This window comes from Neptuniibacter pectenicola (assembly GCF_001597735.1).
Lineage (GTDB): Bacteria > Pseudomonadota > Gammaproteobacteria > Pseudomonadales > Balneatricaceae > Neptuniibacter > Neptuniibacter pectenicola.
Window position 1 is genome coordinate 109,591 of the sequence record NZ_LUTS01000005.1, and the last position, 24,125, is coordinate 133,715.

A 24,125-nucleotide genomic window follows, 5' to 3' on the forward strand; every position below is an offset into this window, starting at 1 on the left:
TTAATTAACTTTTTTATCAAACTCTACCGCGCGGTCTTTCTAGGCGGGAAGAGGATCAAATGATTTAGCGGGGCCTGCTACATAAAGCACTTCATCTTCATGGTCATCATCTAAATGTACGCCGCGTGCGAATAACGTCTTACTGTCAACGTTCATTAGATGGTCATTAAAGAAGCGTTCAAATAGCTGTTTAGACGCAGAGTTGCTCGGTGAGATTGTGGTCTCTAAAAAGCGAATACGTGGGTCGCGACTAAAGAGCCTACTTAGCATCTGTTGTGCTATGCCTCGGCCTCTAAATTGTGCGTTTAATGCGACCTGCCAGATGAATAACGTTTCTGGGCGGTTTTGCGGGATGTACCCAGAAATAAACCCGACAACTTTGTTGTCAGATGTTTCAGCAATAATTGATGTATTCGCAAAATCTCTACATTGGATCAAATTGCAGTAAAGTGAGTTTTGATCTAAAGGAGGGCAGTTTTTTATGAGCTGATGTACATCCTGTCCATCAGTGATTCGTGGTTGTCTGTATGTAATATCCATAATGTCTAAATATTGTTAGCCTTACTAATGTTTAGTAATACTATACATTTTTGGGTATTTTTTCAAGGGGAAGCTAATGTTATGTTTGATTTTAGCTGATTTTAGCTGATTTTTTTATGAAAGTTTCAGTTCTATATGTTTAGTTTTGCTAAGTAAATGTGCGGTGTATATAGTTTTTTTATGCGTTTAATAGTACTATTTTTATAAAATTTAATAGGTGTTTTTGGTCGATGGGAAAGAGTCAGGAGGCGCTGGTTTTGCTGCGCCAAATTATTAGAGTGACCGATATGCAGGAAAAAGAGATTAGCCGTAGTACAGGGCTAACGCTCCCGCAATTAATGGTTATGCAAACCTTGCGTCAAATGTCACCCATTACGACGGGTGAATTGGCTAAAGAGATCTCGTTAACACAAGCAACGGTTACCAGTATTTTGGATCGTTTAGAGAAAAAGGTGCTTGTGTCCCGTGAGCGGGGTGTTGAGGATAAACGTAAAGTTTGGATTAATTTGACTGAGCAGGGTTTGGACTTAATGAAAGGTGCGCCGACGACTCAGCAAGATATTTTCTCGCGCCGTTTTGATGATATGCAGAACTGGGAGCAGTCTATGGTCGTAGCTGCGTTAGAGCGTGTTGCGTTTATGCTTGATGCTCAGCACTTGGATGCTGCGCCTGTACTAGGTATAGGGCAGTTGGATAGAACAGGTATGAACTAGGCTTTTAGGTATTAATAAGGGGGGGGGCTGATCCTGTATCAACGGTAAGTGCATCGTTGGGTTCCTCTCCTTCCACTTCTCTCTTCCTCTCTTTAGTCTCGTTTAATCTTTATCTGTATGGTGGTTGTGCGCTATCTACTTTATCGTTTGGCTGTTTAATTAAGCGGCCTTTCTCTTGATCTATTCTACACTGTAAAGGGGACCTGTTTACTTTGTGGTTATAGAGATGCGTGAATGAACGAAACGATGTTAGAACGGCGTTTTAGCCTGGCTCAAGTGTCCCTATTTGTAGCGATGGGTTATTTCTTGACGGGACTGTTAGGTCAATTAATCGCGATTCCACCGGGCTATGCCACTCTTTTTTGGCCCGCGTCAGGTTTAGCGCTAGGCAGTTGTCTGATTTGGGGTAGGAAAGCGCTTCCCGGCATATATATCGGCTCTTTTTCGATCAATGTTTATATTGCCTATGCGAGCCAGAGCGAGATCCATTTATTTCTTCCCTGTTTAATTGCGGCAAGTGCCGTGCTACAGGCCTTTGTTGGTGCCGCATTGGTTAACCGGTTTGTTGGTTTCCCTTTTGCCTTCCATAGCCCCCAAAAAGTCCTCCATTTCGCGTTGTTAGGCGGCCCTGTGAGTTCGTTTATCAATGCAACCTTAAGTTGTTTTGTTTTGTTCTTTTTCGGCGCACTTGATGAGCATCATTTGTTGGTTAATTGGTTCCATTGGTGGATGGGTGATTCGTTAGGTGTCGTTTTTACGTTTCCTTGGCTATTGATACTCTTTCCGCATCTGTCTCGGGCAAAGTTGCCCCGCCGACAGCTTCTGTTTTTCTTGCTCTTAATGATCACAACGGTGGTTGTGTTGTTCTCCGTTGCTATCGCGAGTTTTGAACAGAAAAAACAAGTAGAGCAGTTCAACAGAAACGCTGATCTGTTGTCGCAATCGATGCAGGCAGAGGTCGATGCAGCGATCGATATTCTATATAGCTTGCGTGGTTTTGTTGTCAGCCATCCGGGGTTAACTCCGCGACGGTTTCAGCAATATACCAAACCTATTTTAGAGCGAGAGGCGGGGCTGCAGGGGTTGTCTTGGAATGCGGTGGTCGGGGGTGAGCAGTTGAGCGATTTCTCACAGACGATGTCCCATTTGTATCAAGAGGAGGGGATCGCATACCGAGTAACCCAGCGTAATCGCGCAGGTGAGTTGGTGGATGTCGAGCCGAGAACTAAGCATGTTGTTGTGACGTTTATTGAGCCGTTGCAGAGTAACCGCCAAGCCTTGGGCTATGACGTTTATTCCCAGGCCGCTCGTAAGCATGCGCTTGATAGGGCTTATAGTTTACGTTCGGAAGTGGCTACTCGCCCTATTCGGTTGCTGCAAGAAAAGGCGAACCAAGCGGGCGTTATCTAATGACCTGTTGCTCGGTACGGGGCTGGTTTTATTTGACCCCGCTGCGGACAGTGATAAGCAGGTGCTCTTCGCTTTAGGTATCGATCCTGAGGAGCTGGCAACGATTAAACCGGATGCGCTGTTGTTAGAGTCGGTCTACCCACTACAGCGGAATAACATGATAGATGTGGGGGTTGATCAGTGGGCGTTAGTGCAAAACTCAACGAGCCCGTTTATATCAGAGTCATGGAGTGTGCATATTCTTATTGTGTTTGGCTTGATCATATCTGCGCTGTTCAACTGGTTCATTATCATAGTGTATGGGCAATCTTATGAAACAGAGCAGCAGGTTATTGCAAGGACGGGTGAACTGTCTAACCTGAATGTGTTGTTTAATCGTGCTCAAACGATGGGGTCTATTGGCCATTGGGAGTGGGATATTAACCACGAAAAACTCTGGTGGTCGGAAGAGGTTTTTCATATTTTAGAGCAGGACTCAACGCATTTTATACCGTCGATTGATTCATTGTTGGCTGCGATTCACCCTGATGATAGAGATTTCGTTTCTCGTGCGGTTGATGGCGTATTGTATAGAAACGAGCCTTTCGCCGTAGAGCACCGACTGGTGCTGGATAATCATTCAGAAAAAACTGTTTATGAGGAAGGTTTTGTTACCTTTGATGCGCAAAATCGCCCTGTCAGTATGTTTGGCATTATTCAGGATATTACACGTAGAAAAAATGCTGAAAAAGCCTTGGAAGTCGAGAGGCAGCGGCTAGAGGAGATTATTTGGGCCACCAATGTGGGGACGTGGGAGTGGGACATTATCGGCAATAGCATCATTATTAATGAGCGATGGGCTGATATTTTAGGCTATGAGCTTAACGACCTACTACCGTTGAGCCGCCTAACATGGAAGATGCTGATTCATCAGGAGGATCAACCACTGTTTGAGCACCTGTTGGAGGAAGCCTTTAGCCACATTAAAGACCATTATGAGTGTGAATACCGGATGCGTCATCAGCAAGGGCATTGGGTGTGGGTGCTGACGCGCGGTAAGGTGATTGAGTGGACGGCAGACGGAAAGCCTAAGCGAATGTCAGGGACTCAAACCGACATTACTGACCGGAAGCACCGTGATGAGGAGGTCAGGCGTTTAGCTATGACTGACGTGCTTACAGGCTTAGTTAACCGTGCGTACTATAGCCGTCGACTGAGCGAAACCATCAATATCGCTAAAAGAAACAAAGTGCCGTTTGCTTTATTGATGTTAGATCTTGATGGATTTAAGGAAATTAATGACGGCTATGGTCATCCGGTTGGTGACTTAGTGCTAAAAGATTTTGCTGACCTGTTACGTCATACTTGCCGTGATGCTGACGTTATTGCGCGTATAGGCGGAGATGAGTTTATTGTAATAATGACATCCTTAGAGCAAGCCAAGGGTGCTGAGCTTTTAGCTGAAAGACTTTTGCAGCAGAATGACGCCCTGCGTGTGATTGAGGGTCATCAACTTAAAATTGGGGTGAGTATCGGGGTGGGCATGTACACGAGTTTCACAGCGAGTGAAGAAGCGCTCGTTAAAGCGACGGATAAAGCCCTTTATGCGGCGAAGAGCGCCGGCAAAAATAATTATAAAGTACTATCGGTTTGATGATCTTTTTACCCTGCCTTGAAGGGGCGGCGGTATCGTTAAGCGAGGTGTAGCCAGTATAGGGCTAAGTATTCTCGCCGCTCTATCTTCTGTATCTCCTACGTTTTCGTTGGGTTTACCCTGTTTGATAGCTTTATGTCAGAGGAGAGTAGCCCAGGTGTCATGTTGTTGCCATCCGGGCTGTGTGACGTAGTTAAGACTGCTCGCTTGGGGCTTGCATCAACGGTTCTTCAACCGGTTTTGTTTTCTTCGTGGTCATATATAACCAGATGAAGCCGGTTATACCTGCCGTTAGAGACGCAAATAGGATACCTGTTTTCGCCATTAACAAGTCCGCTGGATGTAGGGCAAAGCCTAATTCAGCAATAAAGATGGACATGGTAAAACCAATCCCGCCCATAAACGCCACACCAATAATGTGGTTCATGTTGAGCCCTTTAGGAAGGTCACAGACGCCCGCTTTGACTGCCACCCAGGTAAAGCCGGCAATACCAATCAGCTTACCTACCACTAAACCTAAACCAATCCCCATGGCCACAGGGTGAACAACAATGCCGCCAATATTTGACCAATCGATGGGCACGCCCGCATTCGCTAAGGCGAAGATAGGAATGACGATATAAGCGGACGGTAGATGGAGTTTACTCTCCAATATTTGGGCTGGCGCTTGAACAAGATTTACACCATTACCTAACGCACGTACCCGAGAGCGAAGTGCATCGTTGACGATGATATTTTCATCTTTTTTATAGGTATCTTTGATGTTTTGGACGCTCTCAATAATTAAAGATAAAAAGCGTTTGGGGTCGTATTTAGGTTTCATTGGAATGGTGAACGCGAGAATAACACCCGCCAGCGTCGCGTGAATGCCGCTTTTAAGCATAGCGATCCAGAGGAACGTGCCTATCAGCAGGTAGGGCGAGAGTCGGCGTACCCCTGCTAGGTTCAGGGAGACCAGCGCGAATATAAAGAAGGCGACGAGTGCTAATGCCGTCATATTCAATGCTTCTGTATAAAAGATAGCAATGACGATAACCGCACCGAGGTCATCGACAATCGCTAAGGCGACCAGAAACATAAGTAAGCTTTGTGGTACGCGTTTACCTAATAACGCTAATGCACCTAAGGCAAACGCGATATCAGTCGCCATCGGAATACCCCAGCCGTCGCTTGTATGGCCTGTTGGGTTGATCGCTACATAGATGAGTGCGGGAACCAGCATGCCGCCCACGGCAGCAATAATAGGGAGTAATGCTTGTTTTACGTTGGCCAGCTCACCGACCAGTAGTTCCCGTTTTAATTCTAAGCCGACGACAAGGAAGAAGATGGCCATTAAACCATCATTGATCCAGTGGTGAAGCGATTTAGAGAGTTGGAAGTTTTCTAACCCAATGGTTAGGTAGGTTTGGAATAAGTGATGATAAGTTTCAGCAAAATGGCTATTGGCAAGAATCAACGCAATAACGGCGCAGAGCATCAATAACACACCACTGGTTGTCTGCCGATGGATAAACTCTTCTAATGGGGATAGAACCTTATCAAATGCGCGCTCCCAAGGTGCGACGTACTCTTTTCCCAATAACCGACGCTTTTTCTTCATCTCTCTCTCCCGTGTTTATCCATGTTGATATTAATCCTTTCAGCGTTATCGCTCGCTGATAAGGTTAATACTCAAGTCGTATCGCATTAATCATACTGTAATTACGGCCCATGACCACAGATATACGCATTGAACACTGGTTTAAATTACTGTGTTTTCAGATAAATATGTATGGAAAACATAAAACTAAGTCATATGGCTTAAACGCCTTAAAGGTTTAGCGATCCCTTCGAATCAGTTTAGACTAATTTTGACGGTTCTTCTTCAAAAATAGAGAGTTAGTCAGCTGATAGCGAAGGTAGATCAATACTTTATAGTGAAGCGCATAAATACTTAACAGCATTATTTTTTGCCACATTTTGCCATTAATCTCGACTTGTTTTCTCGCATAATAGATGTTTTTGTCTGTGGCACGTGAAGGGGTGTAGATGAGGCATAAGAGACAATGCTGGCGTGTTAGGTTTTAAGGAGTGTCTAGGGGAGGTTGGTAAGGCGAGATATCGTCTAAGCGCGGTGCTATCGAAGCGCGCTAGCCATCACCGGCACGGGGATGAGAGCGTCTGACGAATTTACATTGAGCATATGAAGGCACTGAAAGAGGATGGAAGCGGTCCTTTCAGTGCCGAGCTAACTGATTATTTAGGCATGGTAATTTTGTGGATAAAGCGCCTTGAGTGCTATCTCATCCATCTCGGATTTAAACGCAATATCTTTATTGATTGCTCTGGCTTGGGCAACCGCGGGGCGCTTGTTAATCTCATGGTACCAGCGGTTAAGGTTAGGGTATTTTTCTAACGCGCTGTCACCGAGTACAGGCACGTATTTATCGATCCAGCCCCATGCGGCTATATCAACGATGGTGTAGCTATCTCCCACGATAAACTCTGAGTTTTCCAGTTGCTTGTCGAGTACCTGATAGTGGCGCTCTGCTTCATGGCGGTAACGGTTGATCGCATAAGGTATCTCTTCGGGCGCCGCTTTTTGAAAATGTACAGCTTGTCCAGAGTAAGGCCCTAGGCCTGAGGCGATAAACATTAGCCAAGATAATAGTTGGCCTTTATCTTTCGGCTTGCCTAAAAACGTGTTTGTTTTTTCGGCTAAATAGAGAAGGATTGCATTGGAATCAAAAACGATAGTGCCGTCATCATTAATAGCAGGTAGCTTACCGTTGGGGTTGATCGCTTTAAACGCTGGCGAATGCTGCTCACCTTTGAGGGTGTCCACCGCTACCAGTTGATATTCTAAACCTGATTCAGCAAGTAATAGTGCGACTTTCATTGGGTTTGGTGTCGGGTGAAAATAAAATATCAACATGAGTCTGTCCTTTATAGTTACCGGTTAAAGGGTGCGTTTTAGGGTTTGACCATGCCCGAGCTAAGTGGCGCTAACTATTGGTCGAGCAGGTCACACTGTCGTTAATCGCACCGTCCTTCCCTTTTTGAACGCTTGTTCATAATATTAGCCTAATCTTACTTGAATGCTTGTTCAAGATAAAAGTGATGAATCGTTTAATTAAAGATGGAATAGGGCCGTCAAGGCGCTACGCGCGAAGCTGTTTTTCTGTTTTAGGGGAAGGGCTTAGATGCTAGATCGATGCATAGTATTCAAGCATCGATAATCTATGGTCATCGTGTAGGGTATAGGCGTGCTAACTCGGGTGTAGAGCTGTATGAACAATAACGTTTAGTCCGTTATGACGTGAAAAGAGCGGGAAGCAGTCAGGGTCAATAAATAATGGCGTGCGATAACGGGGAGGATATTTTAAGAAGTGGTGCCCAGAGACGGAATCGAACCGCCGACACGAGGATTTTCAATCCTCTGCTCTACCGACTGAGCTATCTGGGCAATGTGAGCAAGACAAAAACAAAAAAGGCCTGCTATTTGATACGCAAGCCTTCGATGTAAGTGGTGCCCAGAGACGGAATCGAACCGCCGACACGAGGATTTTCAATCCTCTGCTCTACCGACTGAGCTATCTGGGCTACTCAAGTGGCGCGTATTAAACCGTCTTCACGTAAAACTGTCAACCACTTGTTACAAAAAAACTATTTCGAAGGGGGGACGTAACCTTCGGCCTTCTCATAGTCGTCGCCCGTCATGAATTTTTCCATCTCGGATTGTAGATATTCACGGGTTGAGGGGTCCATCAGGCTCAAATGTTTTTCATTGATAATCATGGTTTGGTGATCGGTCCACTCTTTCCATGCTTTTTTGGATACGTTGTCATAAATATCTTGGCCTTTAGGACCTGGATAAGGAGGACGATCTAGCCCCTCAAGTTCCTCTTTGTATTTTCGACATAAAACAGTACGGCTCATTTGTGACTCCGAAAGCGTTCAATTCTGGGTGAGTTGGCGAGTGATTCCAGTAGTTTTTTAACCGGTGCAGCTAAGCCAACATTGTCTGGTTGCTGTATGTTATACCAGAGCATGGGTTTTCCTTCCATGACACAGTCTGTAGGGGTATTTATCTGCGCTCTAACAGGGGTGATATCTAAATGGAAATGGCTGAAGGTGTGTCGGATCGGTTCTAAGGTTTGAATCGACGATTCATCAACCTCTAACCCTGTTTCTCCGTGGGTATCTCTAAGGTCTGCAACCTGTGGGAAACTCCATAAGCCGCCCCATAAGCCGCTTGAGGGACGCTGGTAGAGTAGAACCTCATCCTCATTGTCCTGTTGTAACATCAACATGTAGGTTTGTTTGACGGGCAGGGTCTTTTTGGGTTTTGGCGTGGGGAGTTGGTCGGTTTTACCTAAGGTAAAGGCTGCGCAATGGGCTTGTAGTGGGCATTGAGGGCAACGGGGTTTGCTTCGTGTGCATAGGGTTGCGCCTAAATCCATCATCGCTTGAGTGTAATCACCCACTCGTTGCTGGGGTGTATTTTGCTCTGCATAGCTCCAAAGGGCTTTTTGGTTTGCGGTGGTGCCAGGCCAGCCCTCTATCGCATAAAAGCGAGCTAAGACGCGTTTGACATTACCATCTAAGATTGGCGCCCACTTTCCGGTGCTAATGGATAGCACGGCACCGGCGGTTGATCGACCTATGCCGGGAAGTGCTTCCAGCCCTTCTACTGTGTCGGGAAACTGCCCATTATAGTCTTGTGTAACCACTTGAGCGGTTTTATGTAGGTTGCGGGCACGGGCGTAATAGCCTAACCCTGTCCATAAATGGAGGACCTCATCTTGATCCGCTTTAGCCAAGGATTCTACGGTGGGAAAGCGTTCTACAAAACGCTGATAGTAGGGGATAACCGTGGTTACTTGGGTCTGTTGTAGCATGATCTCAGAGAGCCATGTGTGGTAAGCATCTTTATGTTGCTGCCATGGCAGATCATGGCGGCCGTGCTGGTCAAACCAGCCCAACACGGCGCTTGAGAAGTTTTCGGAGAGCATTGTGTTTAGAAAAGCCCTTTGAGTTTGCTATCCAGCTTATCTTTAAGCTTCGCTTTGGCCTCATCCTTTTTGGCATCAACCTTCTCTTTTACTTCTGCTTTTTTAGCATCTACTTTTTCTTTAACCTGTTTCTTCATCGCATCGCTAATAAAGCTGAAATCAGGTTTGCAAAGTTTCGCTGGATCGGTGCTAAAGCTACCTTTACAGTCGATAGGAATTTCAACGCCTTCAAGCTTATCTGGGAAGGAACAGGTCTCTTTAAACAAGTTCTTTTCGACCATAAAGCCTAAGCGGTAATCGAGCAGTTGCTTAGGTAAATTCACAGTGCCTTTGCCGCTTAAGCTCATTGCATCCAGTGCCGCCTTTAGGTCTTGGTTGCTGACAACACCGTTTTTGATGTTAGCCGAAGCGCCCATATTGGCAAACGGTGTGGATTTGTCCACTTCCTGAGTGTTCACGCCGAGAGAGCTTATATTGTTAAGACCTTGGCAAACGGTTTGGGCCATATCGATGCCATGTAGCTCACCATCGGTCATTTTGACGTTAGCGGTACCCGTTACACTGTTGACAAAATCGTGTACTGAGTTGCCTCGCAGGGTGAGATTAGATTGGGAGTGTAAAGCGCCCGTAAGTTGATCCACATCGGCCATCGCTTTAAGCATGTTACCCACTTGAATACCCGAAATGGTTTTTTGTGAGGTGATGATCGGTGTTTTGTTGCGCACATCAACGGTGACGTTGTTTTTAACGCTGCCGCTATAAAGGTTTGCATCAATCTTACTCGCTTTGATTAAACCGCCATGGGCACTTACGTTTACAACGATGTCGCTGACATCTAAGTTGGCCACATGCAGAGCGGTTAAGCCGATGTTTGAATCCAGTGCAAGTGCGCGTAGGGTATCAATCGGCAGAATGGCGTCTTTTGAGTAAGGGGCCGCGCTTGCTTGTGTGCTGCCTTTTGCTGGTGTTGAGCTAGCCGCTGCTTTGTTAGTTGTCGCTGGCGGCATGTAGCGATCAGCATCAAGCTTATCCCCCTGTAGGTTAAGGCTAATATTGCTGTTGGCTAGGTTAAACGCCGCGGAGCCTTTAAAGGTAGTGTCGTCTAGCGTTAAGCTAATCGTTTTTGCTGTAATCGTATTGGCTGGGCCAGCAAGTTCTGTATTGAAGCTAATGGCGGTAAGTGCATCAGGATCGGTTGTTTTAACCGCTGCTTGCCCTATCGCGCTAAGTAGCGTGTTGAGGTCAAAGGAGGCGACGGATAGTTTGCCGCTGATAACCGGTGCGACGAAGTTGTTAACCGCTAGGTTACCTGTGGCTTTCAGGTTTGCTAAAGAAAGCGTTAGGTCTGATAGGGTTAGCTGCTGTTTTGCTAAGTTAGCTTCGATATTGGCGCTGGTTGCGATCTCTAAACTCTTACCAGCTAATGGCTTGCCTGAAAGGTTAAATTTGCTGTCTAGATCTTTGATCTTGTACAACTGGTTATCAAGATCTAAGAAAAATTCTGCTGATAGGTTTGCCGTAGCTTTTATTTGTTCTTCGCCTTTAACGCGCTGTGTCGCATTAAAGCTTAGCTCCGCAGGGAAGAAAGCATTAGTTACCACTTGGCCAGAACTCATATTAAAGTCACTTAACAGTGCTTCGGTATCTGTGCTTTTATCGAGGTAGTTGATATTACCGTTGCTGATCTGGATGCTGTCGATATTTAACGCAATGGCCGGTGAGGGTGCGTTTTCTGACGCGGCTTCAGGGGGCGTGTTTTCCTCACTGTCATTAGAGGCTGTGCTCTTAACATCAGCGACCCAGTTGGTCGCCCCATTTTTTTCTTTTACAAGGTTTAGCTGCAATCCATCGACAACAATGCTCTGCATCTCAACATTACCTGAGATGAGCGCGGGAATCCGAACCGAAAGTTGGGCTTTGTTAAGGCTGGCAAGATCGCCTTTACCCGGAAATTTAACATCGATTTTATTGACCTCTAACCCAAGCCAAGGGAAGACAGACCAGCCGATATCGCCGTTTATTTTTAGTTCGATGCCACCTTTTTCTAAGGCGACTTTTTCAATCTCGGGTTTATATTCATTTGGATCGAAAAAAGCACCGAGAATAGCTCCACCGGCTACAATCAGAACAATCACCAGTACACCTAATCCGGCGACGAGTTTTAGCAAACCTTTCATTATTCTCTCCTTGGCAAGGGGTTTGATCTGTGAGGATAAACAGTATTAGTGAAGTTTCAATGTTTTACGCTTAAGAGGGGATGAATAAATGTTAGTAACAGATTTGGTTTTTACCCTTTTTCTTCGCTTTATAGAGGGCTTTATCGGCTTGCTTTAGCATGAGTTCCTGGTCGGGGAAGTTTAAATCCAATTCACCGATACCCATGCTCGCCGTAATGGTTAAGCTATCACTGCTGGTGATTTGGACGTTTAATTGCTCCAGTAGCAATCGATAGCGTTCGGCGATAACAACAGCGCCAGAGGTTGTCGTTTCTGGAAGTATGATTAAAAATTCTTCACCGCCATAACGGCAGATAATATCGCAGGCGCGTGATTTTTTTTCGAGCGTTTGCGCAGCCATTTTTAAAACGACATCGCCTGAACCGTGACCGTAAGTGTCATTAATGCTCTTGAAGTTATCTAGGTCTACTATGACAAGAGACAATGGGCGTTTTTTTCGTATAGCTTCTGTGCACAGGTTTATTAACTGTTTAGTGCCCTCCCTACGATTATATATACCGGTTAAATCATCGTAGGAGGCTAAGTGTTGAAGTTTTTGTTCTAGGTTTTTCTGCTCAGTAATATCAATGATCGCACCAATCAAACCGGCAACCGCGCCTTGTTCATCACGGAATGTGGCTTTGTGCAGTTTGATATAGCGGGCATCTTGATTGGGACCGTGGGCGGGTGTCTCATAAATTTGAATGCCAGGTTCTTGGAGAAGCTTTCGATCTAAGGCCGTAAAAATCTCTGCAACCTCATGTTCAAACAACTGATAGGCTGTTTTTCCAATAATATCCTCTTGGTCGCGCCCCACGTATTCTGCATAAGCTTCGTTGCAACCTAGATATTTATACTCGATATCCTTGTAATAAATAGGAAAAGGCAGGGCGTCGATCACTAAGAGCAGCCCTTGATGATTATCTTTTAATAACTGATGTAGCTTCGTCTTATCCATTGGGATTGTTTGCCTAGCTTGCATATATACCTTCAAGATAGCCCATCTATGTTTATTTTGCTTGAAACGAATCGCGATGCACGGTGCATGGAGCTTAGGATGGTTGTATAATTGCCGCTCTGATAATACTAGCGGGAGACAACCATGGCGGAACGTACAGCCAAGGTAAGCCGAAATACTTTAGAGACGCAAATCACTGTGTCCGTAAACATCGATGGTACAGGCCAATTTAAGGCAGAAACTGGCGTGCCTTTTTTAGAGCATATGATGGAGCAGATCTCCCGTCATGGCCTGATCGATTTAGATATTGATGCAAAAGGTGATAACCATATTGATGATCACCATACTGTAGAAGATATCGGTATTACATTGGGCCAAGCCTTTAAAGAAGCCGTGGGCGACCGTAAAGGTATCATGCGTTACGGCCATGCTTATTGCCCGCTGGATGAGGCGTTGTCACGTGTTGTTATCGACTTTTCTGGCCGCCCGGGCTTAGAGATGAATGTCGAGTTTACACGTGGAAATATTGGCCGTTTTGATACGCAGCTATTTTGGGAGTTTTTCCAAGGCTTTGTAAATCATGCGGGTGTTACGCTGCATGTGGATAACCTTAAAGGTTTTAATGCGCACCATCAGGCCGAAACCATTTTTAAAGCGTTTGGTCGAGCGCTACGTTATGCATTAGAAATTGATGCCCGTGCTGCCAATGTGATGCCATCTACAAAAGGGTGTTTATAAACTATGTCGAGCGTTGCTGTAATCGACTACGGAATGGGTAATTTGCATTCGGTTGCCAAAGCATTGGAGTTTGTTGAGCCGGGTGTTGAGGTTCGAGTAACAGCTGATCCTGCGTTGGTGGCCAGTGCAGATCGCGTTATTTTGCCGGGTGTCGGTGCTATTCGAGATTGCGTTGCTGAGATGTTGCGTCTTGGGGTTGATAAAGAGGTCACAGACGCGATTGAATCGGGTAAACCGTTTTTAGGTATTTGTGTCGGTATGCAGGCGTTGATGCAGCATTCTGAAGAGAATGGTGGTGTCGAATGCTTGTCGCATTTTGACGGTCATGTGAAATATTTTGGCGATGACCTGAAAGAAAACGGCGAACGTTTAAAAGTCCCGCACATGGGTTGGAATGAAGTCACTCAACTCGGTGATCACCCATTATGGGCTGATATCCCTGATGGTAGTCGCTTCTATTTTGTCCACAGCTATTATGTTGAAGCGAAGAATCGTGATCTTGTTGCCGGCCGTTGTCATTACGGCAAAGCGTTTGATGTGGCATTAGCGAGAGATAATGCGTTTGCGGTGCAATTTCATCCAGAAAAGAGCTCAAAAGCGGGCTTGCAACTGTTGAAGAACTTCCTTAACTGGGACGGTAAAATCTAATGGCATTAGCAAAACGCATTATTCCCTGCTTAGACGTAGAAAATGGCCGCGTTGTTAAAGGTGTCCAGTTTGTCGATATCCGTGATGCGGGCGATCCTGTTGAAGTGGCTAAACGCTATGATGAGCAGGGGGCTGACGAGATCACCTTTCTTGATATCACTGCAACCCATGAAGGGCGTGACACGATGGTGCATACGGTAGAACGTATGGCATCACAAGTGTTTATCCCGTTGACCGTGGGTGGTGGTATTCGTACCTGTGATGATATCCGCACAATGCTGAATGCGGGGGCTGACAAGGTCTCAATTAATTCCGCTGCGGTGTTTAATCCTGAGTTCGTTAAGGAAGCCGCTGATCGTTTTGGTTCCCAGTGCATCGTTGTCGCGATTGATGCTAAAAAAGTATCTAAGGCGGGCGAAGAAAACCGTTGGGAGATTTTTACCCACGGGGGGCGTAAGTCTACCGGTATTGATGCCATTGAATGGGCACAAAAAATGGTAGCTTTAGGCGCGGGCGAAATTTTACTGACCTCGATGGATCAAGATGGCGTTAAAAATGGGTACGACCTTGAAGTCACCCGCGCGATCAGTGAAGCGGTGAATGTGCCTATTATTGCTTCCGGTGGTGTAGGCAACTTAGACCATCTGGTTGAAGGCTGTATTGAAGGTAAAGCCGACGCCGTGTTAGCTGCGTCGATATTTCATTTTAATGAATACTCAATTCCGCAAGCAAAAGCGCATATGCGTGAGCACGGTATAGAGGTGCGCCTTTAAACGCTGCAGTTAACAGTGATTACATTTTAAAGCTCCGTAAGGGGCTTTTTTATTGCCTGGATTTTGGTTATTCAATGATCTGGAGGAGGGGCCGTTTTGCCCCGATTTTGCTGAAGGCGGGAGGGCTAGACCGCCATGATTTAGGTAACAACTGAACTAAATCAATTCTTTTTCCATAATATACGATTGTTTTATTGATGATACTTGTGGATAGAGGCTAAAGTGGTATGACATGTTATTTTTATCGAGGTGTCCGACATGAACACTAAAAACAATAAACGTCTCTTTAGTCGCGTTAAAGTTAAATTTTGTTTAGCGATCGCTATCAGTATTACCTCCTTCTCAGCGTCTGCGGCGTTACTACAAATGCATGAAGATGAGCTACTAAACTCTTGCCACCTGTTACATAAAGATCACGCCTCCGCTGAGGCGCTTGCGTGTGCGACCTACATCAGTGGATTTTTAGATGGCGCATTGCTGACCGATAAAGAGAACGCTAACGAGCTCAAGCAAGCAGAAAAAAGCGGCTTTATGGAGCGAGCGTTACGGACGCGTTTAGGTGATCGGGGATCGGACGACAGTTACCTGCATTTTTGTGTGCCAAGCGCAAAAGCGAGAGCCGATGTTATTGAGCAGTTAGCCCCTTATCTTTCCGATCGGGATGATGATGCAACCGCACTAAAAAAATCCATTTATAACGGCCTTAAAGCTGAGTTTCCTTGTCCGAAAACCTCTAAATAGAGGTGATATTGCCCTTCCCTAACTCGTGTGTAGGGAAGGGGCTCTTTATAGCGCGCGTGTTAGGCCATATCTAGGACGCGGGTGACCAATTTCTTAATACCTGACGCCGCTTCGGCAATCGAACCTGCCAGCATATAGGCAGGTGTTGTGACTACCTTTAACTGCTCATCCACCACAATGTCGTCGACCGGACAGTTGATATGGGTTCCGCCCATCGCTTCAGCGGTATCGGCTGTCTCTTTATCGTTCCCAAGGGTAAATTTAACGGAACTGCCAAATAACAGAGGGCTCATGGCCGGGGCGATACAGATTAAACCGACAGGCTTACCCGCTTGGTGGATCGCTTGGGTGAAGGTGACTACCCCACTGTTGACGTGGCAATTTGAACCATTGATCGCGAAATCAGATAAGTTTTTAGCGGCGCCAAAACCGCCGGGGATAATTAACGCATCATAATCATCAGGGTTGGCTGTGGCGAGGTCAATTATATCGCCTCGGGCTACACGGGCGGCTTCAACTAAGACATTACGGGTCTCCCCTTCGGCGACCTCACCGGTTAGGTGATTGATAACATGAAGTTGGTCGATATTGGGCGCCATGCATTGATACTCTGCACCCTGTTCTGTCAGTTGTAGCAGTGTGAGAACAGACTCATAGATCTCAGAACCATCATAAACACCACTGCCGGATAAAATTACGGCGACTTTTTTCATTGGATTAGCCCCTTAACGTTGCATCATATGCGTTTGGTCATACCTTTTTGGGTAAAGATTACGATAAGATCTATTTTATTACTATTATGATAAAAAATGACCGAAAAATAGGCGTAAACTCAGTTTTAAGTCGTGTTGTCATATGTTTGTCATCTTTTTTATGTCCAATTCACCTATCTATTCAGAAGGGAGTTACCGTGTCCTTTAATAACAGCCAACGTTTTTTTCCAGAAACCCGTATGCGTCGTATGCGTGCGAGTGATTTCTCACGCCGCCTTATGCGTGAAAATGTTCTGACCCCTGACGATCTTATCTACCCTGTTTTTGTTATCGAAGGGCAGAACGAAACGGAGAAGGTCGCTTCGATGCCGGGTGTTGAGCGGATGAGTATCGACCTGTTAGTGAAAGAAGCGAAAGCGCTTGAGTCTTTAGGTGTACCGGCCATGGCGTTATTTCCGGTGACGCCTTTAGATGTCAAAACTGAATTTGCCGAAGAAGCGTATAACCCAGATGGCCTTGCCCAGCGTGCGGTTAAAGCCATTAAAGATGCCTGCCCTGATATGGGGATTATGACGGACGTCGCGCTTGATCCTTTTACCACCCATGGACAGGACGGCATTATTGATGAAACAGGCTATGTGCTTAATGACCGCACGGTTGATACCTTAATTCAACAAGCCGTCTCCCATGCTGAAGCGGGTGCAGACGTGATTGCGCCAAGCGATATGATGGATGGTCGTATCGGTGCTATTCGTGATGAGCTTGAGAGCGGTGGCTTTGTTAATACGCTCATCATGGCCTATTCTGCCAAATACGCGAGTGCTTATTATGGCCCCTTCCGTGATGCGGTAGGTTCAGCGGGTAACATAGGTAAAGGCAACAAGTTTAGTTACCAAATGGACCCTGCCAATAGTGATGAAGCGTTGCATGAAGTGGCACTCGATTTAGCTGAGGGTGCCGATATGGTGATGGTTAAACCGGGCATGCCTTATCTTGATATTGTGCGCCGTGTAAAAGAAGAGTTAAAAGCACCAACTTACGCTTATCAGGTAAGTGGTGAATACGCTATGCATATGGCGGCCTTCCAAAACGGTTGGTTGGATGAGCGTAGTGTGATGTTGGAGTCTCTTGTGGCGTTTAAGCGTGCAGGGGCTGATGGTGTGCTGACATATTTTGCTAAACGTGTGGCACAGCTATTAAATGAATAATCACCTTACTATTTTGTAGGGTGAAGCGATCAAGGACATAGGCTGAGTAAGTATGGTTGATACAGTTGAACAAAATGAAGCGGCGGCGGTGCTTGCACAGAATGAAGCCATCGCGGCATTTGAACAAAGCGAAGCGGCGGCAGCCTTGCTGGAGAGCCGTGAAAATGTTGCCATTACTGAGCAGGAAGTTGAACAAACGCCAGTCGATTTAAAAGCGCCTGAGCTTTATATCAACCGCGAACTCAGCCATCTTCAATTTAATATTCGTGTCCTTGAACAAGCGTTGGAAGAGCAACATCCTCTGCTTGAACGGTTGATGTTCTTATTGATCTTCTCTAGCAACTTAGATGAGTTCTTTGAGATTCGTGTAGCTGAGCAGATGACTCAGCTTAAATATGGTCGAGAGGCGGTTGGCCCCGATGCAATGCACCCGAAAACCGTGCTGGATCGTATCAGTGAGATCTGTCACCTGATTGTTGATCGACAGTATAAAATCTTAAACGATATGATCTTTCTGGAGATGGAGAAGGAGAATATCCACTTTATTCGACGTCATCTGTGGACGGAAGAGCAGACCGCGTGGGTTGAAAATTATTTCCAAGAAAAAGTTGTTCCTGTTATTAGCCCTGTTGGGCTTGATCCATCACACCCTTTTCCACGCTTAGTGAATAAAAGTCTTAATTTTATTGTTGAACTCGACGGTAAAGATGCGTTTGGACGTGAAACGGGTATGGCGATTATACCGGCCCCCCGTTCACTGCCGCGCTTAATTCGTCTACCGGATGAATTATGTGATGGTGGTGATAACCTGATCTTTCTCTCATCAATTATCCATGAGTTTGCCGATGAGCTTTTCCCCGGTATGAAGGTGGAAGGCTGTTACCAGTTCCGTATTACGCGTAATGCGGATATGACATTCGACATGGAGGAGGTGGAAGACCTTGCTAATACGTTACGTGGTGAGCTGCACTCACGTAAATACGGTGATGCGGTTCGTCTTGAAGCGGATCAGCGTACACCTGAAGCGTTAATCGAGTTTCTGCAGAAAGAGTACAAACTGGACGAGTCACAAACTTACCGTGTGAATGGCCCTGTTAACCTGACACGTTTAATGGCGGTTCGTGATCTTGTGGAGCGTAATGACCTGCGTTGGAAACCGTTCTCACCAGGGGTGCCGGGCAAGCTTAAAGGCGATAATGTTTTTGATGCCCTACGATCGGGTGATCAGCTGTTAATGCACCCCTTCCAGTCGTTTACACCGGTGGTCGATCTTTTACGCCAAGCGGCAAAAGACCCCGATGTAGTCGCGATCAAGCAAACGCTCTACCGTACCGGTGTTAAATCCGACATTGTGAACGCACTGGTCGAAGCCGCTCGGTCAGGGAAAGAAGTGACCGTAGTGATTGAGCTGAGGGCGCGCTTTGACGAAGAGAGCAACCTGCATTTAGCCGCACGACTGCAAGAGGCGGGCTGCCTTGTTGTGTATGGTGTTGTTGGCTATAAGTGTCACGCGAAAGCGATGTTGATCATTCGCGAAGAGGGGCAAAAGTTGGTGCGTTACTCCCATTTAGGGACAGGTAACTACCACTCAGGCACCGCCCGTTTGTATACAGATTATAGTTACCTCACCGCGGATCAAGAAGTGGGCGAAGATGTCCATAAAGTGTTTCAGCAGCTTACGGGTATGGGCAAAATACAGAAGCTCAAAAAACTGTATAACGCACCCTTTACCCTGCATGCGAAGATGCTAGAGCTGATTCGTAATGAAACCCGCTTAGCCAAGTCCGGTAAAAAAGGGCATATCATGGTGAAAGTGAATGGGTTAACTGAGCCTAAACTGATTAGGGCGTTGTATGAAGCCTCAGCGGCGGGCGTTAAGGTTGATCTGATTATTCGTGGTATGTGTCGCCTGCGTCCCGGAATTGAAGGCTTATCGGATAATATTAATGTGCGTTCGATCATCGGTCGCTTCCTAGAACATACGCGGGTTTATTACTTTGGTAATAACGGTAAACCTGAGGTGTTCTGTGCCAGTGCGGACTGGATGGAGCGTAACATGCTGAACCGCGTGGAGACCGGCTTCCAAGTATTTGGCAAACATGCGGAACGTCTAAAGCGTGAGCTGGATTATTATATGAAAGATAACTGTCAAAGCTGGGAGCTACAGGCAGATGGTAGTTATCTACAGAATAAGCCTGCTGAAGGGGAAGAGGTTTTCTCCGCACAGCAGACCTTACTCGAAGAGTTTGCACGCTAGATAGCGGCGCAAATCAGGCATAAAAAAACCAACCTAAGTGTTGGTTTTTTTTATGCCTAGTAAAAATCGGTTAAGGGTCTGTTTTTAACAACGTGGCATAACCCTCTTTATAGCTAGGGTATTGAAAAACATAACCACTCTCCTTTATGCGCTGGTTGCTACAGCGTTTGCTGCCTGCGCGCCGTGTTGCTGATTCGGAAAGGACCTTAATCCCGAGCTGTTGCGCCATCCAGTGAGTCACATCATACATCGTGGCCGGTGTGTTGTCGGTGGCCAGATAGATCGTTTCAAGTTTCTCTCCACCTAAGGCTTTTGTTATTAAGTGAGCCAGTACACCGGCGCAGTCGTCACGATGAATGCGGTTAGTGAATTGGCGAGGGGTAGCCGGTGCCACATCACCTCGTTTAACCCGTTTGAGTAGATGGTTGCGCCCTGGACCGTAGATGCCGGTAAAGCGTACAACGGTTGTGGGGTAGGGAGCCGCGAGTGCTGTTTTTTCGGCATCACACATGATCTTTCCGCTAAATGAGCGGGGTAAGCAGGGGCTGTTTTCATTCACGAGGCTATCATCATCTTGATGATAGACCCCTGAACTGGAGACGAATAACAGGTGTTTAGGTGGGGTGCTCAGGCTCCGCAGCAGATTGTTTAACCCATCCACGTAGGTTTGTTGATAACCTTCAGGGCTAAAGTTGGGTGAAGCGGCGGCATAGACGACAATATCGCAGTGAATTCCTTGTAACTTGGCTTGTAGATCATCAATTTGAGTGAGATCTACGCTTATTCCTTGGATGCCTTGTGGAAGCTGGTTTATATTACGTCTTAGGCCAATGACTTTATGCCCTTGACTAGCGAGTCGCTGACCTAAGGTTGAACCTACATCGCCACAACCTGCGATTAAAATAGTGTGTTGTTGTGTATTCAGCGGCATAAGGCCTCCCATTAATCTCATGGCATCATAGCAAAGGATAACGCTGAATGACTCTAACAGAACTGCGATACATTGTTACGTTGGCACGCGAACAGCATTTCGGCCACGCTGCAGAGAAATGCTTTGTCAGTCAGCCAACCCTCTCTATTGCGGTCAAAAAATTAGAGGAAGAGTTGGGTGTACCGCTATTTGAGCGGAGTAAAAATTCAGTTCGTGTCACCCCCGTTGGGGAGAAAGTGGTTCAGCAGGCACAGCGTGTGCTTGAGCAGGCCGACACCATTAAAGACCTCGCCCTTGAGGGTAAAGACCAACTTAAAAGTCCATTACGGGTTGGTGCTATCTATACCATCGGGCCGTACCTTTTTCCTCACCTTGTCTCTGAAGTTCAAAAGCTGGCGCCCGATATGCCGCTGTATATTGAAGAGAACTTTACAGAGAATTTACGGTTAAAAATTCGCAACGGTGAGTTGGATGCCATTATTGTTGCCCTGCCGTTTAATGAGCCGGACATATTGACCCGTCCTCTTTACGATGAAAATTTTGAGATGTTGATGCCTAAAGGCCACCCTTGGGCACAACTGAAAGAGATCAACAGTGAGGATCTACCGCAAACACCTTTGCTACTGCTGGGTGAAGGCCACTGTTTTCGGGATCAGGTTTTGGAGTCGTGCCCTACGTTATCTCAGGCGATGCATGATCAACATACCATCACTGAAGGCAGTTCCCTCGAAACCATACGGATGATGGTGGGATCTGGACTGGGCTGCTCGGTACTGCCGCAATCCGCTGTTTATGGGCCGGCCGCATCAGACCTGGTTGTTACTCGACCTTTTAAAACCCCTGTTCCCCAGCGTACGGTGGGTGTTGCTTGGCGTGCGAGTTATCCTCGTCCTCAAGCGATTGATATATTGGTTGAGGCGATCAGTTGCTTTAATCCGGCGAGTAAACGATGACAGAATCCCTAGCCGATATTCCGGTTAGCGAGCTTAAAGGTGTGGGGGCCGCGCTAGAGGCAAAGCTCCACAACTTAGGTATTCGTACGCTACAAGACCTTCTTTTCCATCTGCCGTTACGCTATCAAGACCGTACACGTATCGTCCCTATGGGCTCACTTAGGCCGGGCGATGAATGTGTTGTGGAGGGTGAGGTTAAACTGGCGGATGTAAGTAAAGGTCGCCGCCGCAGTTTACTGTGTAGGCTGCAAGATGGCACCGGCATGATTACGCTGAGATTTTTTCATTTTTCCGCAGCCCAAAAAAACACCTTAAAAGTGGGGGCGCGATTACGCTGTTTTGGTGAGGCCCGCACGGGGGCCAATGGTTTAGAGATCGTTCACCCCGAATATAAGCGGGTAGAGAGTGATGATCTTGTGCCGGTGGAGGCGTACCTGACGCCCGTTTACCCTACCACTGAAGGTCTGCATCAGGGCCGCTTACGTGCGTTAACGGAGCAGGCGCTCCGGTACCTCGATAAAGGCGCTCTGCAAGAGCTGGTGCCGCCCGCATTAAGGCAAGGGTGGAAGTTCCCCGGTTTAGATAATGCGGTGGCTTACCTGCACCGTCCTCCGGTTGATGCTGACCAGCACTTATTGTTGGATGGCTTACATCCTGCACAGCGGCGCTTAGCGTTTGAGGAGCTGCTTGCTCATCACCTTTCACTCCTTAAACTACGTCAGAAAGCCCGTGAGAAAGGTGCGCCTGAACTTTCAGGCAACGGCGAATTGAAAGCGCGTTTCTTGGCCCAACTTCCGTTTCCTCTGACCGGTGCTCAAGCGCGCGTGAGTGAAGAGGTCGCCGCAGACCTTGCTCAAGCCTTTCCTATGCTTAGGTTGGTGCAAGGCGATGTAGGTTCAGGCAAAACGGTTGTCGCCGCGCTAGCGGCGGTTCAGACGGTAGAAAGCGGCATGCAAGCAGCCGTTATGGCACCGACGGAAATATTGGCCGAGCAGCACTTTATTAATTTTAGTCAGTGGCTTGAGCCTTTAGGGGTTAAAGTGGCGTGGTTAGCCGGTAAATTAAAAGGTAAAGCGCGTAAAGAGCAGCTTGCGTTGATACGTAGTGGGGACGCGCGTGTCGTTGTGGGCACCCATGCACTGTTTCAGGAGGAGGTTGTTTTTTCCGATCTTGGATTAGTGGTGATTGATGAGCAGCATCGTTTTGGTGTTCATCAGCGCCTCTCTTTACGGGAGAAAGGCCGTAATGGCGAGCTGGCGCCCCATCAGTTAATTATGACCGCTACGCCGATTCCGCGTACGTTAACGATGAGTGCCTATGCCGACTTAGACTGCTCTATTATTGATGAGCTACCCCCCGGACGTACGCCGGTTAATACGGTGGTCATCGCTGATAGTCGCCGTGACGAGGTGATTCAGCGCGTACGTAATGCGTGTCAGGATAAGCGTCAGGTGTATTGGGTGTGTACCCTGATTGAAGAGTCCGAAGCGTTGCAGTGCCAAGCGGCAGAAGTTACCGCTGAGACGTTGAAAGAAACTTTACCCGAATTAAAGGTTGGGTTAGTCCATGGCCGTATGAAGCCCGCGGAAAAGGCTGACATCATGGCGCAATTTAAATCGGCTGCGCTGGACTTGCTGGTGGCAACTACGGTGATCGAGGTCGGTGTCGATGTGCCTAATGCCAGTGTGATGATTATTGAAAACCCAGAACGGCTAGGTTTAGCCCAGCTTCACCAACTGCGCGGGCGTGTTGGTCGTGGTTCAGTAGAGAGTCATTGTGTGCTGATGTACCATGCGCCCCTGTCGAAACAAGGGCGTGAGCGGTTGAGTGTAATGCGCGAAACTACGGATGGCTTTCGTATAGCAGAAAAAGACCTTGAACTACGTGGCCCCGGTGAAGTATTAGGCACAAGGCAGACGGGTGTTATGCAGTTTAAGATGGCTGATCTACAGCGTGATTCTGACCTGTTAGTGCGGGTCAAAGCCTTAGCGTCGCAGATGCATGAGTGGCCAGACTGTGCTGAGTCCTTAGTACAGCGTTGGCTGGGTCGGGGTGAGGATTATGGCAATGTATAACGGCCACTCCCTTATTGAGATAGATGTGACGACCCATCGTTTTAAAATTTATTCATAGTAGAGATCTGTTTTGATTAAACCGACAGCGCAGCAATTAGATATCATTTCACATCAACTAGGGCGTGAACCCCGTGGTTTAGCCGGCATTGCCGTTCAGAATGAGCAAGGTATTCCGCTGGTGTTACAGATGGAGGCGCTAGTTAATGATAAGCCGTTCCCCACGTTGTTTTGGCTCTCCAGTAAAGATATTTATCAAGCGATAGCTGAGATCGAAACCTCGGGGGCGGTAAAGGAACTAGAGCAAGAATTAGCCTTGGATGAAGCGCTGCTTGCCGAGCATCTGGCTGACCAGCAACGCTATGTTGACCTGCGTTGGTCCACAGTGACAGAGGCTCAAAAAGAGCGGATAGAGGCGTTAGGCTACACCCATCTTTATAGCCAGTACGGTATTGGTGGTATCTCTCAATGGGATAAAATTCGTTGCCTACATATGCAGTACGCTTATCATCTAGCCGCAGGCTCCGCTATAGGGCGTATTTTGGATGAGCGTTTTGATCTTGCTTCAATGAACGCTAAGGCTTGAACGGCCAACAAAAATCTTATCTACGGAAAGTTACGACTTTC

The 24,125-nt window shown here is 46.9% G+C and carries 21 protein-coding genes and 2 tRNA genes; 12 read left to right on the forward strand and 11 right to left on the reverse strand.

Annotation, left to right across the window (positions count from 1 at the left end; translation table 11 throughout):
- Nucleotides 1–39: 39 nt before the first annotated feature.
- Entirely contained in the window at nt 40–540 is a 501-nt protein-coding gene (gene ectA, locus A3773_RS08325) for a diaminobutyrate acetyltransferase (protein ID WP_067984944.1), read from the reverse strand.
- Nucleotides 541–770: 230 nt separating this feature from the next.
- Here ectA and A3773_RS08330 point away from each other — a divergent pair, with 230 nt between their 5' ends.
- From A3773_RS08330 to A3773_RS08340, 3 genes are all read left to right on the forward strand, one after another.
- Nucleotides 771–1,253, forward strand: a complete 483-nt coding sequence (locus A3773_RS08330; protein WP_067984946.1) for a MarR family winged helix-turn-helix transcriptional regulator — start codon at nt 771–773, stop codon at nt 1,251–1,253.
- Nucleotides 1,254–1,487: 234 nt separating this feature from the next.
- Nucleotides 1,488–2,663, forward strand: coding sequence for a CHASE domain-containing protein (locus A3773_RS08335; protein ID WP_067984948.1), 1,176 nt, complete (start codon nt 1,488–1,490; stop codon nt 2,661–2,663).
- The gene (locus A3773_RS08340; RefSeq protein WP_082800581.1) at nt 2,569–4,296 is read left to right on the forward strand and encodes a sensor domain-containing diguanylate cyclase; all 1,728 of its coding nucleotides are present in this window, start codon (nt 2,569–2,571) and stop codon (nt 4,294–4,296) included. The genes A3773_RS08335 and A3773_RS08340 overlap by 95 nt, the downstream gene beginning before the upstream one ends.
- 193 nt (nt 4,297–4,489) lie before the next feature.
- Here the strand turns inward: A3773_RS08340 and nhaA are convergent, their stop codons facing one another.
- From nhaA to A3773_RS08380, 8 genes are all read right to left on the reverse strand, one after another.
- A complete protein-coding gene (gene nhaA, locus A3773_RS08345; protein WP_067984952.1) occupies nt 4,490–5,896 on the reverse strand; it encodes a Na+/H+ antiporter NhaA in 1,407 nt (468 codons plus the stop codon).
- Nucleotides 5,897–6,535: 639 nt separating this feature from the next.
- Nucleotides 6,536–7,210 carry a glutathione S-transferase family protein gene (locus A3773_RS08350; protein ID WP_067984953.1) on the reverse strand — a complete coding sequence of 225 codons (675 nt, stop codon included), beginning with the start codon at nt 7,208–7,210 and terminating at the stop codon, nt 6,536–6,538.
- A 455-nt stretch (nt 7,211–7,665) separates the two neighbouring features.
- Nucleotides 7,666–7,741, reverse strand: a tRNA-Phe gene (locus A3773_RS08355).
- Nucleotides 7,742–7,802: 61 nt separating this feature from the next.
- Nucleotides 7,803–7,878, reverse strand: a tRNA-Phe gene (locus A3773_RS08360).
- Between the two features lie 63 nt (nt 7,879–7,941).
- Complete coding sequence (locus tag A3773_RS08365) at nt 7,942–8,214, reverse strand: oxidative damage protection protein (protein ID WP_067984955.1); 273 nt, start codon at nt 8,212–8,214, stop codon at nt 7,942–7,944.
- Nucleotides 8,211–9,290 carry an A/G-specific adenine glycosylase gene (mutY, locus tag A3773_RS08370; RefSeq protein WP_067984957.1) on the reverse strand — a complete coding sequence of 360 codons (1,080 nt, stop codon included), beginning with the start codon at nt 9,288–9,290 and terminating at the stop codon, nt 8,211–8,213. Before mutY ends, A3773_RS08365 begins: the two co-directional genes overlap by 4 nt.
- A 5-nt stretch (nt 9,291–9,295) precedes the next feature.
- On the reverse strand, nt 9,296–11,467 hold the full coding sequence (locus A3773_RS08375) for an AsmA family protein (protein ID WP_067984959.1): 2,172 nt from the start codon (nt 11,465–11,467) through the stop codon (nt 9,296–9,298).
- Nucleotides 11,468–11,558: 91 nt separating this feature from the next.
- Nucleotides 11,559–12,464, reverse strand: a complete 906-nt coding sequence (locus A3773_RS08380; protein WP_067984961.1) for a sensor domain-containing diguanylate cyclase — start codon at nt 12,462–12,464, stop codon at nt 11,559–11,561.
- A gap of 144 nt (nt 12,465–12,608) precedes the next feature.
- On the opposite strand from A3773_RS08380, the gene hisB reads away from it, so the two are divergent.
- From hisB to A3773_RS08400, 4 genes are all read left to right on the forward strand, one after another.
- Nucleotides 12,609–13,202 (forward strand): imidazoleglycerol-phosphate dehydratase HisB, encoded by a 594-nt coding sequence (gene hisB, locus A3773_RS08385; protein ID WP_067984963.1) that lies wholly within the window; start codon nt 12,609–12,611, stop codon nt 13,200–13,202.
- A gap of 3 nt (nt 13,203–13,205) precedes the next feature.
- On the forward strand, nt 13,206–13,850 hold the full coding sequence (gene hisH / locus A3773_RS08390) for an imidazole glycerol phosphate synthase subunit HisH (protein WP_067984965.1): 645 nt from the start codon (nt 13,206–13,208) through the stop codon (nt 13,848–13,850).
- Nucleotides 13,850–14,623 (forward strand): imidazole glycerol phosphate synthase subunit HisF, encoded by a 774-nt coding sequence (gene hisF / locus A3773_RS08395; protein ID WP_067984967.1) that lies wholly within the window; start codon nt 13,850–13,852, stop codon nt 14,621–14,623. The genes hisH and hisF overlap by 1 nt, the downstream gene beginning before the upstream one ends.
- A 258-nt stretch (nt 14,624–14,881) precedes the next feature.
- The gene (locus A3773_RS08400; protein ID WP_067984969.1) at nt 14,882–15,364 is read left to right on the forward strand and encodes a Rap1a/Tai family immunity protein; all 483 of its coding nucleotides are present in this window, start codon (nt 14,882–14,884) and stop codon (nt 15,362–15,364) included.
- A 59-nt stretch (nt 15,365–15,423) separates the two neighbouring features.
- Here A3773_RS08400 and elbB read toward each other — a convergent pair whose 3' ends face one another.
- Complete coding sequence (gene elbB, locus A3773_RS08405; protein WP_067984971.1) at nt 15,424–16,077, reverse strand: isoprenoid biosynthesis glyoxalase ElbB; 654 nt, start codon at nt 16,075–16,077, stop codon at nt 15,424–15,426.
- 197 nt (nt 16,078–16,274) lie between these two features.
- Here elbB and hemB point away from each other — a divergent pair, with 197 nt between their 5' ends.
- Nucleotides 16,275–17,285: a porphobilinogen synthase gene (gene hemB / locus A3773_RS08410; protein WP_067984973.1), complete on the forward strand. Its 1,011-nt coding sequence runs from the start codon at nt 16,275–16,277 to the stop codon at nt 17,283–17,285.
- A 52-nt stretch (nt 17,286–17,337) separates the two neighbouring features.
- A complete protein-coding gene (ppk1, locus tag A3773_RS08415; protein ID WP_231902172.1) occupies nt 17,338–19,542 on the forward strand; it encodes a polyphosphate kinase 1 in 2,205 nt (734 codons plus the stop codon).
- 70 nt (nt 19,543–19,612) lie between these two features.
- Here the strand turns inward: ppk1 and A3773_RS08420 are convergent, their stop codons facing one another.
- Nucleotides 19,613–20,473: an SDR family oxidoreductase gene (locus A3773_RS08420; RefSeq protein ID WP_075109515.1), complete on the reverse strand. Its 861-nt coding sequence runs from the start codon at nt 20,471–20,473 to the stop codon at nt 19,613–19,615.
- Between the two features lie 47 nt (nt 20,474–20,520).
- Here A3773_RS08420 and A3773_RS08425 point away from each other — a divergent pair, with 47 nt between their 5' ends.
- The 3 genes from A3773_RS08425 to A3773_RS08435 all read left to right on the forward strand — a co-directional run bounded on the left by A3773_RS08425 (nt 20,521) and on the right by A3773_RS08435 (nt 24,084).
- Entirely contained in the window at nt 20,521–21,426 is a 906-nt protein-coding gene (locus A3773_RS08425; RefSeq protein ID WP_067984976.1) for a hydrogen peroxide-inducible genes activator, read from the forward strand.
- Nucleotides 21,423–23,501 (forward strand): ATP-dependent DNA helicase RecG, encoded by a 2,079-nt coding sequence (gene recG, locus A3773_RS08430; protein ID WP_067984978.1) that lies wholly within the window; start codon nt 21,423–21,425, stop codon nt 23,499–23,501. The genes A3773_RS08425 and recG overlap by 4 nt, the downstream gene beginning before the upstream one ends.
- Before the next feature lie 70 nt (nt 23,502–23,571).
- Nucleotides 23,572–24,084, forward strand: a complete 513-nt coding sequence (locus tag A3773_RS08435) for a DUF501 domain-containing protein (RefSeq protein ID WP_067984980.1) — start codon at nt 23,572–23,574, stop codon at nt 24,082–24,084.
- Nucleotides 24,085–24,125 lie beyond the last annotated feature (41 nt).

Excerpts from the sequence above, each read along its gene's own strand:
- A3773_RS08330 (WP_067984946.1), top strand. The coding sequence starts at position 771 with ATGGGAAAGAGTCAGGAGGCGCTGGTTTTGCTGCGCCAAATTATTAGA.
- A3773_RS08400 (WP_067984969.1), top strand. The coding sequence starts at position 14,882 with ATGAACACTAAAAACAATAAACGTCTCTTTAGTCGCGTTAAAGTTAAA.
- hisB (WP_067984963.1), top strand. The coding sequence starts at position 12,609 with ATGGCGGAACGTACAGCCAAGGTAAGCCGAAATACTTTAGAGACGCAA.
- A3773_RS08365 (WP_067984955.1), bottom strand. The coding sequence starts at position 8,214 with ATGAGCCGTACTGTTTTATGTCGAAAATACAAAGAGGAACTTGAGGGG.
- ectA (WP_067984944.1), bottom strand. The coding sequence starts at position 540 with ATGGATATTACATACAGACAACCACGAATCACTGATGGACAGGATGTA.
- A3773_RS08380 (WP_067984961.1), bottom strand. The coding sequence starts at position 12,464 with ATGGATAAGACGAAGCTACATCAGTTATTAAAAGATAATCATCAAGGG.
- A3773_RS08420 (WP_075109515.1), bottom strand. The coding sequence starts at position 20,473 with ATGCCGCTGAATACACAACAACACACTATTTTAATCGCAGGTTGTGGC.
- A3773_RS08425 (WP_067984976.1), top strand. The coding sequence starts at position 20,521 with ATGACTCTAACAGAACTGCGATACATTGTTACGTTGGCACGCGAACAG.
- ppk1 (WP_231902172.1), top strand. The coding sequence starts at position 17,338 with ATGGTTGATACAGTTGAACAAAATGAAGCGGCGGCGGTGCTTGCACAG.
- nhaA (WP_067984952.1), bottom strand. The coding sequence starts at position 5,896 with ATGAAGAAAAAGCGTCGGTTATTGGGAAAAGAGTACGTCGCACCTTGG.
- hisH (WP_067984965.1), top strand. The coding sequence starts at position 13,206 with ATGTCGAGCGTTGCTGTAATCGACTACGGAATGGGTAATTTGCATTCG.
- mutY (WP_067984957.1), bottom strand. The coding sequence starts at position 9,290 with ATGCTCTCCGAAAACTTCTCAAGCGCCGTGTTGGGCTGGTTTGACCAG.
- elbB (WP_067984971.1), bottom strand. The coding sequence starts at position 16,077 with ATGAAAAAAGTCGCCGTAATTTTATCCGGCAGTGGTGTTTATGATGGT.
- A3773_RS08350 (WP_067984953.1), bottom strand. The coding sequence starts at position 7,210 with ATGTTGATATTTTATTTTCACCCGACACCAAACCCAATGAAAGTCGCA.
- A3773_RS08340 (WP_082800581.1), top strand. The coding sequence starts at position 2,569 with ATGCGCTTGATAGGGCTTATAGTTTACGTTCGGAAGTGGCTACTCGCC.
- recG (WP_067984978.1), top strand. The coding sequence starts at position 21,423 with ATGACAGAATCCCTAGCCGATATTCCGGTTAGCGAGCTTAAAGGTGTG.
- A3773_RS08335 (WP_067984948.1), top strand. The coding sequence starts at position 1,488 with ATGAACGAAACGATGTTAGAACGGCGTTTTAGCCTGGCTCAAGTGTCC.
- A3773_RS08375 (WP_067984959.1), bottom strand. The coding sequence starts at position 11,467 with ATGAAAGGTTTGCTAAAACTCGTCGCCGGATTAGGTGTACTGGTGATT.
- hisF (WP_067984967.1), top strand. The coding sequence starts at position 13,850 with ATGGCATTAGCAAAACGCATTATTCCCTGCTTAGACGTAGAAAATGGC.